The organism is Vibrio lentus, assembly GCF_030409755.1.
Classification (GTDB): domain Bacteria; phylum Pseudomonadota; class Gammaproteobacteria; order Enterobacterales; family Vibrionaceae; genus Vibrio; species Vibrio lentus.
The window spans coordinates 1,639,027-1,652,863 of the sequence record NZ_JAUFQE010000002.1 but is presented as its reverse complement, the minus strand read 5'-3'; the positions used below and the strand labels follow the sequence as shown (position 1 = coordinate 1,652,863).

Genomic DNA, 13,837 nt, shown 5'->3' with positions numbered 1-13,837 from the left:
CATATTTGGTGCATGATGAAATAGGTCTCCATCACGAAATGGCAATCAATTGTTAACGATGTTTAATTATTAACACTTAGGTATTTATCAATAAGCATTCTTCTAGTGAATGGTCTAAGTCCTTTAAATTCGGCATTGCTCAATCATCTCCTACGTAGTTCTACGTAATCCTTTGGTCTAATACGCAGTTTGTGTGAGTCCGTCGTGCGTGCTCTCCCTGATATCTAGTTGCCTCATCAAGGTGCACTCTTATGTTGAATCATAAAAAATACTCAAAGAAAGAGTGTTAACCCAACAAAAGGACGTGAACATGAGTCTCATTTCTAACTCCCTCACACGAGTTTTTAAAAACGTTGCGGTAACTGCAGCGGCTTGTTTAGCTTTGGTCGCTACTGGTGCAACTGCTGCTGATAAGGTTTATCGCTTGAAGCTGGCGGAAACATGGGGACCAAACTTCCCTGTATTCGGTGACGCGACGAAGAACATGGCTGCGATGGCTGAAAAAATGTCGAATGGTCGACTGCAAATCAGAATCGATTCAGCAAACAAACATAAAGCACCACTTGGCGTTTTTGACATGGTTAAGTCTGGTCAATACGACATGGGTCACTCAGGCTCTTATTACTGGAAAGGTAAAGTTCCAAACACTCTTTACTTCACTTCTATGCCTTTCGGTATGACGCCTGCAGAACAATACGCGTGGTTCTATCACGGTGGTGGTATGGAGTTGATGGAGCAGGTTTACTCTCCACACAACTTAATGTCATTCCCAGGTGGTAACACGGATATCCAGATGGGCGGTTGGTTTCAAAAAGAGATCAACAGCGTGGAAGACCTACAAGGTCTGAAAATGCGTATCCCAGGCTTTGCTGGCGAGATTCTAGCGGAGCTAGGTGCTAAACCTACCAACATTGCCCCAGGTGAGCTTTACACGTCTTTAGAGCGTCGCACGATTGATGCACTAGAGTGGGTGGGTCCATCTCTTGATTTACGAATGGGTTTCCACAAGATCGCGCCTTACTACTACACAGGTTGGCATGAGCCGGGTTCTGAGCTTCAATTCCTAGTGAACAAACGTACTTGGAACAAGCTGCCTGAAGACTTACAAGAAATCTTGCGTGTTGCAATGCGTACAGCGGCTTACGACATGTATACACAAGCAACGCATGAAAGCGGCAAAAACTGGGTGTCAATGAAAACAGAATACCCAGACGTTCAAGTGAAAGATTTCCCGCCAGAAGTCATGTCGGCACTGAAAGAAGCGAACGATCGCCTACTTGCAGCACATGCTGAGAAAGATGCACTGGCGAAAGAAATCCAAGCTTCACAAGCAAGCTACCTAGAGCAAGTGCGCTCATGGACGGATATTTCACACAGAGCTTATTTAAATAGCCAAGCGAAATAGTCGACAGCGGTTGACCTAAAAGTTAAATGAACCCAAAGCAGATGCACTGCTATATCACTTGTGCCTAAGGGCTTAAGTATCTACGTATCCAAGCAGATAAGCAGATAAGCAGATAAGTAGATAAGCAGATAAGTAGATAAGCAGATAAGCAGCGGGTTCATTTTAACCATAATAATTAAGCAGGATAAATCCTGTAATACGCTCAAGAACCCTTTCTACGTCGTGTATCTTGTTAGCGCTATTCGTTGTAGCTGCACTAACTCTAATACGCGATGTCTTTTCAAATTCCATGGAGTCGGGAATGCGAAGTCTAATTTATATTGAACGCCTATTTAATCGTATCGGTGATGCACTGGGATGGCTTTCCAGTATGTTGTTTATCCTTCTTGTTGCGAACGTTGTGTATGACGTTGTGATGCGATACGCCTTTAACGATGTGTCTATCGCCTTCCAAGAGATGGAATGGCACCTTTTCTCAGCCGTATTCTTGCTAGGTGTTCCTTATGCAATTAAAGCGGGTGGCCACGTACGAGTTGATGTTTTTTACGAGCAACTCAGCTTCAAGGCACAAGCGATTATTGACCTAATAGGTACCGTTGTCTTCCTGCTTCCTTTCTGTTTGTTAGTGGCTTGGTTTGGAATCGATGTTGCGAAAGAAAGTTATAATCTTGGCGAAACGTCGGGCGATCCCGGAGGCCTTCCTTACCGATGGATCATTAAAGCGATGATTCCACTTTCATTTTTCTTAATGGCACTCAGTGGCGTGGGTTTAATCCTGCATTCACTGAACAAGATCTTTAATCCGCATCTTATCCATGCAAATAATATTCATGCAAAGAACAAGTAGAGGCTGAACATGATTGGAATAGTAATGTTTTTCGTAGCCTTGTTTGCACTTTTACTTGGCTTCCCGGTTGCGTTCACCTTTGGTGGTATCGCGTTAATCTTTGGTGTTTGGGCTGAAGGCATCGAAATGTTCGCCTTCATGCCATATCGAATTCAATCGATCATGGAAAATACGGTGCTGATGGCCGTTCCATTGTTCGTTTTCATGGGGCTTGTTCTACAAAAGACCAAGCTTGCTGAGCAGTTGCTTGAGTCAATGGGGCGATTGTTTGGTGGTGTTCGAGGTGGTATTGCTATCTCGACCGTGCTGGTGGGCTCGCTACTTGCCGCATCTACGGGTGTAGTGGGTGCTTCTGTGGTGGCAATGGGGCTTATCTCTCTGCCCGTTATGCTCAAATACAACTACGACAAAGGGTTAGCCTGCGGCACCATCTGTGCGTCTGGTACGTTAGGGCAAATCATTCCGCCATCCATCGTCCTGATTTTATTAGGTGATGTATTGGGTGTACCGGTTGGGGACTTGTTCCAAGCGGCAATTTGGCCGGGTGTGATGCTAGTGGGTGCTTACATTGTTTATATCTTGATATACGCAAAGCTCAACCCTGAATCGGCTCAACCTATTGAGCGTGATGACTCCATTAGCCGTAAGCAAGAAGTGTTTAATGCGCTTAAAGCGATTCTTCCACCTCTAGCGCTGATCATTGTTGTATTGGGCTCTATCTTTGCTGGTGTAGCAACGCCAACTGAATCGGCAGCGTTAGGTGGTGCAGGTGCATTGGTTCTTGCACTGTTATACGGTCAATTTAGTTGGTCGATGGTGTTTGCTGCGTCGAAAGAGACAGTGAAAGTGACCGCGATGGTCTTTGCTATCCTGCTTGGTGCGACGGCATTCTCGATGGCGTTCACTTACACGGGCGGTGATTATCTGGTTGAAGAGTGGATGTTGCAGCTGCCAGGTGAGAAGTGGGGCTTCCTGATCATCACCATGTTGGTTATTTTGATTTTGGGTTTCTTCATCGACTTCGTAGAAATCTGTTTCATTATCGTGCCAATCATTGCGCCAGTGGCTGAATTGATGGGCATCAACATGACTTGGTTTGCTATCCTTATTGCAATGAACCTGCAAACCTCATTCTTAACACCGCCATTTGGCTTCAGTTTGTTCTATTTGAAAGGGGTAGCACCGAAAGGCGTCACCACAAAGGACATCTACCGAGGCGTGATGCCGTTCATTCTGATTCAAATCCTCGTACTTGGATCACTTCTCGCTTTCCCATCTTTCTATGGAATGTGAGTGAAGCCTAGAATGTGAATGATATGTTTCAACGGCTATCTATAAATTGATAAAGTAAAACGGCTTATTGATGTTCAGTAAGCCGTTTTTTGTGAGGAAAAGGAATGCCTCTAAAAGCTAAGCTGATTTTGCTGACGTTACTCCCGTTGCTGCTAGTAACGGCGAGCATTAGTTGGATCTCGTTGCATCAAACCAAGACGTTGGGTGCGAAAGAGGTCGAGATCTTCAGAGACAGCTTAATCAAGTCGCGTGAAAACGCCCTCAAAGACACTGTCGATCTCGCATTTGATGCCATCGAACATATCTACAACGATCCCGATATCCAAGAAGCCCAAGCCAAAAGAGAAGTTCGAACCATATTGTCTAAACTTAGGTATGGTTCTGACGGTTACTTCTTTGCGTATGATCGCCACGGAACCAATTTGGTTCATCCAATCCAGCCAGAGTTGATTGGGCAAAACCTACTTCAACTGCAAGATGAAGATGGCGATTTCCTAATCGAAGCGCTGTTGAAGGAAGCGCAAACCGGAGGCGGGTTTCACCAATACCTGTGGCAAAAGCCTTCAACCGGCGAAGTGGTCTCTAAGCTGAGCTATGCGGCTTGGTTAGAACGTTGGGATTGGATGATTGGCACGGGGTTGTATATTGAAGACGTACATCAAGAAGTGGCTTCGATGCAGGCTGCGATCAACAAGAATATTGAAACTACGTTCTTTTCCATTGTGGTCATTTTAAGCGTGACCGTGGCGGTGATCATCGTGTTGACCTTAGCCATCAACATGCACGAGCATCGAATCGCGGATAATAATTTGAAAGAGCTCGCCCATAAAACGGTGATGTTTCAAGAAGACGAGAAGAAGCATTTAGCGCGAGAGCTACATGACGGTATTAATCAATTATTAGTATCAAGTCGTTGCCATTTAGAACTGCTTGGTAATAAGTTACAAAATGAAGATCTCAAGGCGCACTTGAATAAGTCTCAGCATTCACTGATGCGAGCGATTGAAGAGGTGAGGCACATCTCCCATCAACTTCGACCAAGTTCACTGGATGATATCGGCTTAGAAGCGGCATTGTCTTCGTTGTTGTTGGATTTTCAGGCTCACTCGGGTATTGAAGTCGAGACTTTGTTCAGCACTCAACCCGGCAAGCTCAAATCAGAAGCCGCAACGACCTTGTATCGAGTCGTGCAAGAATCTTTGAACAACATAGAAAAGCACGCACAAGCGACCAAAGTGACGGTTATCGCGCAGCAAATTGGCAATGTATTGCAACTGCTGATCCAAGACGATGGTGTCGGTTTCAACACTTATAAAGCAATGGAAAAACGAGGGATTGGTCTGCGTAATATGAGAGAGCGAGTGGAGTTCATTGGTGGGGATTTTGAACTAATGAGTGAGATTGGCCTCGGAACGGAAATTACAGTGTTACTGACACTAGAGGGATTAATGAATGAGTGAAGTTATTCGAGTTGTGATCGCTGACGATCACCAAGTGGTACTGGATGGCTTTATGGCGAGATTGGAACTCGAGCCAGATATTTGTGTGATAGGTACCGCCAGTAATGGTTTAGAAGCGGTAGAGGTTGTTAAGTCTTTACGTCCCGATGTGGTCTTGATGGATATTAGCATGCCTATTATGAACGGCATTGATGCAACCCACCTGATTAAAGAAGAAGACCCTGATGCGAAGGTGCTGATGCTGACTATGCATAACAACCGTGAATACATCATGAAGGTGATGCAGTCGGGCGCAGTCGGCTATATGTTGAAAGAGATTTCCGCTGAAAAAATGGTGCAGGCGATCAAAACGGTCAATCAAGGCTCGACCTATTTCTGTGAAAAAGTGACGCAGAATTTGTTTACTCAACCGATTACTCCGACTCAATCTGTCAAGAATCCATTGAGCAGACGTGAAGAAGCGGTGTTGAAATTGGTGGCAAAAGGGGAGAGCAGTAAAGAGATCGCGAAGGGATTAAATATCAGTTACCGAACGGTAGAAACACACAGACAAAACATTAAGCATAAGCTTGATATTCACTCAACTGCAGAATTGGCGAAGTATGCTATCAATTTGGGGCTTGTGGACTGATCTTACGCTAAATTACATGAAAAGTGTAATTGAATTACTAACTTTGCCATTTATGCCTACTTTTTGGAGGTTTTTTTAGTATTTTTGCGACAGGTTGATATTCTTCTTTTCGAAATTTAAGCGCCGAATGCAATGTTGCAAACTGTGCGCTACAAATTAGAGAGGAAGCATGGAGCCTGTAAAAGATAGGTATAGTATTGATAATACCGATTATACAGTAGGACAAGATAACGTTCAGAAATGGGGTTTTGATGTTCATAACCCAGTATTTGGAATCAGCGCTGGAGCGATTATTCTCTTCCTAGTCGCACTTTTAGTCGCAGACCCTGAAACCGCAAAATCAGCACTTGATGGAATTAAATGGAAAGTCATCGGTAACTTCGACGGTTTCTTCATGTGGGCAGCCAACATCTTTGTTATTTTCTGTTTTGCCCTCATTGTCTCCCCGTATGGCAAGATACGTATTGGTGGCAATGATGCCAAAGCAGAGCACTCCAACCTATCTTGGATGTCGATGTTATTCGCCGCGGGAATGGGTATTGGTTTGATGTTCTGGGGTGTTGCAGAGCCAGTAGCTTACTTTACGGGCTGGTATGAAACGCCACTCGGTGTTGAAGCTTATTCTCCTGAAGCGGCTAAGTTGGCGCTCGGCGCAACTATCTACAACTGGGGTCTTCACGGTTGGGCTATTTACGCCGTTGTTGCTCTAGCCCTCGCTTTTTTCACCTTCAATAAAGGCTTACCGCTTTCGATTCGTTCTATTTTCTACCCGATCTTAGGCGACAGAACTTGGGGTTGGTTTGGTCATATCGTTGATATCGTGGCTGTGCTTGCAACGCTTTTTGGCCTTGCAACATCACTTGGCTTAGGCGCACAACAAGCTACCAGTGGTATTAACCATGTGTTTGGTACCGATGGTGGTATTGGCATGCAGCTGATTGTTATCGCAGTAGTCACTTTCTTAGCAACAATGTCAGTGGTTCGCGGCATTAACGGCGGTGTAAAGGTTCTAAGTAACGTCAACATGTTGGTTGCTTTGGGCTTGCTAATCTTCGTGACCATCGCTGGTGGCATGGCAGGTATTAAAGCCATTCCAACGGCATTGATGGGCTATATCGAAAACTTTATTCCTTTAAGTAATCCTCATGGTCGTGATGATGAAACTTGGATGCAGGGTTGGACTGTATTCTACTGGGCTTGGTGGATGTCTTGGTCACCATTCGTTGGTATGTTTATCGCTCGCATCTCTAAAGGTCGTACAATTCGTGAATTCATCGTGGCGGTACTGTTCATCCCAACGACAGTAATCATCATCTGGATGGCTATTTTTGGTGGTATCGCGATTGATCAAGTGGCGAACAAGGTTGGTGAGATCGGTGTCAATGGTTTGCAAGATATTACGCTTTCTCTATTCCACACTTATGATGCGCTGCCAATGAGCTCTGTGCTTTCAGTCGTTTCGATTGGTCTGATTATGGTGTTCTTCATCACTTCTTCGGATTCAGGTTCGTTAGTTATCGATAGCATTACCTCTGGTGGTAAAGTCGATGCGCCAGTACCACAGCGTGTATTTTGGGCGCTGATGGGTGGTGCGATTGCCGCGGTTTTACTTTGGGTTGGCGGTACTGAATCCATCCAAGCACTACAAGCCGGAACGGTATCAATGGCGTTACCATTTGCATTCATATTATTGCTTATGTGCCTAAGCTTATTGCTAGGTTTACGGACAGAAAATCAATTGGTTAAGCAGCAAAGTGCTTTGAGCTAAAAGTATTTTCCAAATAAAGGTCGACAGAGTCGGCCTTTTTTTCGTCAGTAATTCGAGTAATTACGTGAATTTTGCTTGAAAACTCATCGAACCGATTCTGGTTTACTGAAAACAATAAGTTAACCTGCTAAACTTCAGACATCCAAGTATTTGAATTATGTGACAACAGCTTGTACTACTTGGATCGTATGTTCGAGTTTGTGATTAAGTCGCAGGTAAGTAAGGGATATGAGGTCAACAGACCGTATTAGTATTCCGTAGAGAGGGATAATGACTAAAGGTATAGATAAATACAGTATCGACAGTACGGATTACACTGTCGGTCAAGATAACGTCCAAAAATGGGGCTTTGATGTTCATAACCCTGTATTTGGTATTAGCGCAGGCCTAATTACTTTGTTTTTGATCGGTATTCTTATTACAGATACTGCATCAGCAAAAGCAGCACTTGATGGTGTTAAAGGCCAAATCATCAACTCGTTTGATTGGTTGTTCATCTGGTCTGGTAACATTTTTGTTATTTTCTGTTTAGGCCTGATTGTTTCGCCATACGGTAAAATCCGCCTTGGTGGCGTTGATGCAACCGCAGATTACTCATTCATGTCTTGGCTATCGATGTTGTTTGCCGCAGGTATGGGTATCGGCTTGATGTTCTGGAGTGTGGCAGAGCCAGCAGCATATTACACCGGTTTGTATGAGACTCCGTTAGGTGTTGAAGCGAATACACCAGAAGCGGCTAAGCTAGCACTAGGTGCAACCATGTATCATTGGGGGCTTCACCCTTGGGCTATTTATGGTGTTGTAGCGTTGTCACTTGCTTTCTTCTCTTACAATAAAGGTTTGCCTCTTTCTATTCGTTCTATTTTCTACCCAATCTTGGGTGATAGAGCGTGGGGTTGGGCTGGTCACATTGTTGATATTCTAGCGGTTCTTGCAACGCTGTTTGGTTTGGCGACGTCGCTGGGCTTAGGTGCGCAACAAGCAGCAAGTGGTATCCAGCATGTCTTCGGAATCGAGGCTGGCTTGGGGTTACAAGTTGTTGTTATTACCGTAGTAACCTTATTAGCGGTTGTTTCAGTACTTCGCGGTATTGATGGTGGCGTTAAAGTTATCAGTAACATTAACATGTTGGTTGCTTTCCTACTGCTTATCTTAGTGGCTCTAATCGGCTATGCGGTGAGTTTAGGTTCTATCCCAACAACCTTTATGGCATACGTTGAAAACATCATTCCTTTGAGTAACCCTCATGGTCGTGAAGATGAAGCGTGGATGCACGGTTGGACGGTATTCTACTGGGCTTGGTGGATTTCATGGTCACCATTCGTAGGTATGTTTATCGCGCGTGTTTCTAAAGGTCGTACTGTTCGTGAGTTCATCACAGCGGTTCTGATTGTTCCAACGACGGTTACTATCATTTGGATGTCAGTATTCGGCGGCATGGCGATTGACCAAATTGTGAATAACGTGGGTATCCTTGGTCAAGATGGTTTGACTGATGTATCACTAGCGATGTTCCAGATGTTTGATGCTCTACCGTTCGGTACGTTGCTATCAATCATTGCGGTTATCTTGGTTCTAGTATTCTTCATTACATCGTCTGACTCAGGCTCTTTAGTAATCGACAGCATCACCGCCGGTGGTAAAGTTGATACGCCAGTGCCTCAACGTGTGTTCTGGGCGTTCCTTGAAGGTGCTATTGCTGTGGCTCTATTATGGGTTGGCGGTACCGAAGCAGTACAAGCTCTGCAAGCAGGTGCTATCTCGACAGCATTGCCATTCACCATCATTCTATTACTGATGTGTGTGAGCTTGCTAATGGGTATGCGTACAGAAAAGCGCTAACCTTTAAAGCTAAAATCGACCGCGATTTATAGACGGTCGAATGCTAAATAATAAGAAGGCAGGTGAGGAAACTCTCCTGCCTTTTTTACATCTATTTTTCTATCTATTCCAATACCTATTTTACCGTATTGAAGCTGACATATTTTCTAATAACCATACACTTAATAGCGCCGTGAATTTGGCGAAAAGCCAAGGAATTGGCATAAGCTAAGGCCATGGTTTACATAAAAATATATTCCAATATTAAATTGTGAAATCGCTCGAATTTAATACTGATATTGGGTAGTATGCGCGAGATTTCCCACCACTCGTGAAACTTTGACATGAAACTAACACTAAAGCAGAAGTTGATAGGTGCTAGCCTATCTGCTGTTGTCGTTATGGCTACAGCGTTGACTTGGTTGTCAGCAAACCAATTATTTGAACAGACTCGTAATGGCGTATACCTACGAGCTGAAAGCGTATCAGAAGCAGCATCTGAAGGTATTAAAAACTGGATTGATATCCGTACCGATATCGCATCAGCATTTAATGACTTTTCACGAGAGGATGATGTTGTTCCTTTCCTTAAACAAGCTCGTGTAGCGGGTGGTTTTGACGATATCTTTTTAGGTACTCCAGAAGGCGGAATGTACCGTTCACATCCTGAACGTAATCGCGCAGGTTACGATCCTCGTCAACGTCCTTGGTACCAAGAAGCAAACGCAGCGGGTAAGCAAATCATCACGACTGCTTACCAAGATGCGATCACTAAAGCATTGCTAGTAACAATTGCAGAACCTGTGCGTCATAACGGAAAACTTGTTGGTGTAGTAGGTGCAGATGTACTTATCGATCAATTGGTTAACGATGTAATTAGCCTAGATGTTGGTGACAACGCAAACGCGATGCTAATTGATGCCTCTGACGGCACATTCCTAGCACACCCAGATTCAGCATTGAGCCTTAAGCCGGTAAGCCAGCTTTCAAATGACATCTCTATGCCTATCATTGAGAACGCAGTGCGTACTGGTAGCATCGAGATCATCAAAGAGCGTGGCGCTGAGAAGCTGCTTTACTTCACTAAAGTTCCTAACACTAACTGGATCTTCGCGGTTCAGATGGACCGAGCGACTGAAGAAGCGAACCACTCAACACTGCTTACTCAGCTAATCATGACGGCTGTTGTAATTACGCTTATCGTGATCGTATTGGTTTCTTGGTTAGTGAGCTTCCTATTCCGCGATCTAAACCGTGTTTCTGCTGCACTTGAAGAAATTGCTTCAGGTGAAGGCGATCTGACTCAGCGTCTTGAGCCTAAGAGCGATGACGAGATTGGTCAGCTTGCTGCAAACTTCAACCGTTTCGTGGGCAACATGCACACTATGGTTATTAAGCTAAGTGAAGTGTCTGCTGCGTTGGGTAACCAAGCGCGTCAAACGGCATCACAAGCTGAAGAGCGTAGTGCTCGCATCCAGATGCAACAAGACGAAATCAACATGGTCGCAACAGCCGTTAACGAAATGGCTGCAGCAACACAAGAGATCGCGGGTAACGCTGACCACACTGCACAGAACTCATCTGAAGCGGTTGGTGCGTGTGAGCACGGTACTGGTCAAGTGACACAGACTCAAAGCTCAATCCAAAACCTTGCTCAAGAAGTTCAAATCGCAACTAATGTGATTCTTGAGCTTGAAGAGCACGGCAACAGCATCAACGCTATCTTGTCGAACATTCAAGGTATCGCTGAACAGACTAACCTACTTGCACTAAACGCTGCTATTGAAGCTGCACGTGCGGGTGAGCAAGGTCGTGGCTTTGCGGTTGTTGCTGATGAAGTTCGTGTTCTGAGCCAACGTACACACGGTTCAACGCAAGAGATTCAACAAACTATCGAATTGCTGCAAGGTACAACAGGCAAAGCGGTTAACATCATGAATGATAGCCGTACGCTTGCTGAAACCAGTGTTGATGACGCAAACTCAGCGGCTGCAAGCCTAACGCAAATTCATGCTGCCGTTGAACGCATTAGCGATATGGCAACACAGATTGCTTCTGCTGCAGAAGAGCAAGCGTCAGTAACGTCTGAGATTACTCGTAACACTGAGGGAATCCGTGACGTGTCTAACGAGTTGGCTGACGAAGCACACCAAGCGGCAGAGCAAGCAGCGCAGCTGTCTGAACTGTCTCACGAGCTAGAAAGCGAAATTAGCCGCTTCAAGCTGTAAGCGCTAACTTGTTATTTAAAAGCCGAATGTGATTATCACATTCGGCTTTTTTGTGCGTGTTAGTTAGAGTTCCGAATCCAAACTAGTTGTTCGGATAGCCTGGGAATTTAGCTTTCAGGGCTGCGCGAGTAGGGAAGTACTGCTCCATAAACTTAACCATCTCAGGGTCGTTCGCTTGTAGCTCTGCGAACGTTGCTGAGCTTAATTCTTGCGCGTTGTAACCCTTAAAGTTGAGGTCGTAGTAGGCATAAAGAGAGTAGGCTAGGTATTCTTGGTCGTACGACTCTGCGTCTAGATCAGCTTCAACAATCGTCGAGTCTTGGCCGTTAGGAAAGTAAGAGCCCGCAAGAATCGCTTTCTCATTCAGTTCATCTAACTCTTTTTGCATCACGCCCCATTTTGATGAAGGCGACTGAACCGCTAAATTCATCACACCGTAATCGTGTACAAAGTGGATGATTTCTTCAAACGCGGCGTCTCTTTTCATTGCCAAGTCCGGTTTGTTCTCGCCTGTTGTCGTGTCTGTAGTTTCAGTCGCGAACAGATCTTGGAAGCGGTAATTCTCATCTAAATATTCGCCTGCATCTCTATTCGGACCATCAGCCCAATCTTCATCGTAAAAGAATGCCATCGCAGCTTTACTATCATAAATGGCCTTAGTCACTTGAGCGGGGAAGCTATCAAGGTAATATTGCATGATGTTCTTAAAGTGTGCGACCTTTGCTTCCGAATTGTTTACAGTTTTATCTTCAATCAACAATGGGATTTTATAACCGTGTGCTTCTACGCATGTGCGTTGTTTGATGCCTTTCGCGAGCAGGTCACCTGTCGTGTTTGAGATTACTGAACAGTCATTTGTTGAGACTCGGCCGAATGTCTCTGAGTTACTTTGAGCGAAAGATGGAACAAATTGAATACCATTACTCAAAGTATTGCCCACACGAACATAGAGGTTCATTGGTCTCATTTGGTCGATGTTAAATTTGACACCAGTAGCATCAAGAATGAATTGCTTATTGATGGTCACGGTGTCATCTTTTTTCCATAAAACAACGTTGTTTATATTGTTCTCAACTTCTGCAATAGCAAGGTCTTCAGGTGCTGACGGATCCCCTCATAATTTCCCTAGTCCTGCGTTGTGTGTGAGCCTTTGATATTCGAACATTCCCCATTGATATTGGGATTCATTAATTTGATATCGCCGATGATTTCGTACCTCTCTCCCTAGACGAGGTATGGATAGAACTCGGCGGTGTTTAATGCTGTTGGCTTGGAAGTCAAAATGCCATTTGGCTTGTACTGCAATTAGGCCATTCCACCACATCAAGATTTCAGCGAGCAACGCAATAAGAAGCAGGATATCTAATCGCTTAGTACAGCGAGTTCTGTTGTGACGAAGTGCGATCCCATAGGCGGTACTCTTTAGATCGCGGAAGGCTTCTTCTATCTGCATACGCTTGGCGTACAGATTGGTAATTTGTACTTCATTTAAGATATGTCGAGGGACATTAGTCGCGAGTAGCCACGGCTCCTTTGCACTGCGTTGATAGAGATGTGTAGCGGAGTGTTTTTGGCTGGTTCTACTATGGCGCTGGGCTTTTCGGCCTTTTTCTAATCCCTTATAAACATAGGCTTCACAAGATATCGGTGATCTCTTTGCTAATAAGCAGTTGCCAAGATATTTGGGTTTATGGACAGCGTTTGGATAAAAGGTTTTATTTGAGACCCAAGGTTTTTGAGGTTGTTTGATTGATACTTCACCTCGGACACGACCTAACCAAAACCAACCTTTCTCCTGAACTTGGCGGAACCAAGTATTTCTAAAACCCGCATCAGAAACGATGATCGGACTGATTTTATTCGGCAAAATACTCTGCAATTTATCGAGGAATGTTTGGTGACTTTTCGGTGAATTGTATTGGCCATACTCAAAAACTTGTTCAAAGATTGTGACGGCTCGACCATCAAGTGCAACGGATGCTCTTAACGTCATATAACGAAGTTGTTCACGAACATCAGACCAATCCACAAGGATCACAGGGCATGGGTTAGCGCCCGTTATTAAGTAGGCATGCCATTTATAAATAAGGTCTTTTTCACGATGTAGTTGGCGATTTCCAAGCAGTCTATCAACGCGTTTGATCGCATGTTTTACCGTGGTATTAGTTTCTAGTTTGCGACCTAGTTTAGTCAGCGTTAAGTCTGAGCCGTCAAGTACACTTTTTGTAGCAAGTATCAGAGAACTAACGCGTTTTTTGTGAATGGAGGGGCATTGGTTTTGTATGGTTTGTTGTAGAATCTGAATGTCGCGCATTATTAACCCACTTGTTCGAAATGTGTGTTCAGCGATATTCATTAGATCAAAGACGGCGATGCACGTCTAC

9 protein-coding genes and 1 pseudogene are annotated in these 13,837 nt (G+C 44.5%); 8 read left to right on the top strand and 2 right to left on the bottom strand.

Annotation, left to right across the window (positions count from 1 at the left end; genetic code table 11):
* The first annotated feature begins 310 nt into the window (after positions 1 to 310).
* The 8 genes from QWZ07_RS15775 to QWZ07_RS15740 all read left to right on the top strand — a co-directional run bounded on the left by QWZ07_RS15775 (position 311) and on the right by QWZ07_RS15740 (position 11,453).
* Positions 311 to 1,405: a TRAP transporter substrate-binding protein gene (locus QWZ07_RS15775; protein WP_029223544.1), complete on the top strand. Its 1,095-nt coding sequence runs from the start codon at positions 311 to 313 to the stop codon at positions 1,403 to 1,405.
* A 289-nt stretch (positions 1,406 to 1,694) separates the two neighbouring features.
* On the top strand, positions 1,695 to 2,252 hold the full coding sequence (locus QWZ07_RS15770; RefSeq protein ID WP_081279830.1) for a TRAP transporter small permease subunit: 558 nt from the start codon (positions 1,695 to 1,697) through the stop codon (positions 2,250 to 2,252).
* Between the two features lie 9 nt (positions 2,253 to 2,261).
* Positions 2,262 to 3,545 carry a TRAP transporter large permease gene (locus QWZ07_RS15765; protein ID WP_017078694.1) on the top strand — a complete coding sequence of 428 codons (1,284 nt, stop codon included), beginning with the start codon at positions 2,262 to 2,264 and terminating at the stop codon, positions 3,543 to 3,545.
* A gap of 104 nt (positions 3,546 to 3,649) precedes the next feature.
* Positions 3,650 to 5,005 (top strand): cache domain-containing protein, encoded by a 1,356-nt coding sequence (locus tag QWZ07_RS15760; RefSeq protein WP_017110951.1) that lies wholly within the window; start codon positions 3,650 to 3,652, stop codon positions 5,003 to 5,005.
* The gene (locus tag QWZ07_RS15755; protein ID WP_017110950.1) at positions 4,998 to 5,636 is read left to right on the top strand and encodes a response regulator transcription factor; all 639 of its coding nucleotides are present in this window, start codon (positions 4,998 to 5,000) and stop codon (positions 5,634 to 5,636) included. Before QWZ07_RS15760 ends, QWZ07_RS15755 begins: the two co-directional genes overlap by 8 nt.
* A gap of 169 nt (positions 5,637 to 5,805) precedes the next feature.
* Entirely contained in the window at positions 5,806 to 7,404 is a 1,599-nt protein-coding gene (locus QWZ07_RS15750) for a BCCT family transporter (RefSeq protein ID WP_192852943.1), read from the top strand.
* A gap of 270 nt (positions 7,405 to 7,674) precedes the next feature.
* Entirely contained in the window at positions 7,675 to 9,246 is a 1,572-nt protein-coding gene (locus tag QWZ07_RS15745) for a BCCT family transporter (protein WP_099165416.1), read from the top strand.
* Positions 9,247 to 9,569: 323 nt separating this feature from the next.
* Positions 9,570 to 11,453 (top strand): methyl-accepting chemotaxis protein, encoded by a 1,884-nt coding sequence (locus QWZ07_RS15740; RefSeq protein ID WP_017110946.1) that lies wholly within the window; start codon positions 9,570 to 9,572, stop codon positions 11,451 to 11,453.
* Between the two features lie 82 nt (positions 11,454 to 11,535).
* Here QWZ07_RS15740 and QWZ07_RS15735 read toward each other — a convergent pair.
* Positions 11,536 to 12,558: pseudogene (locus QWZ07_RS15735) on the bottom strand (hypothetical protein); the annotation flags it as partial.
* Between the two features lie 9 nt (positions 12,559 to 12,567).
* Complete coding sequence (locus QWZ07_RS15730) at positions 12,568 to 13,767, bottom strand: IS4 family transposase (protein ID WP_132982278.1); 1,200 nt, start codon at positions 13,765 to 13,767, stop codon at positions 12,568 to 12,570.
* Positions 13,768 to 13,837: the final 70 nt, after the last annotated feature.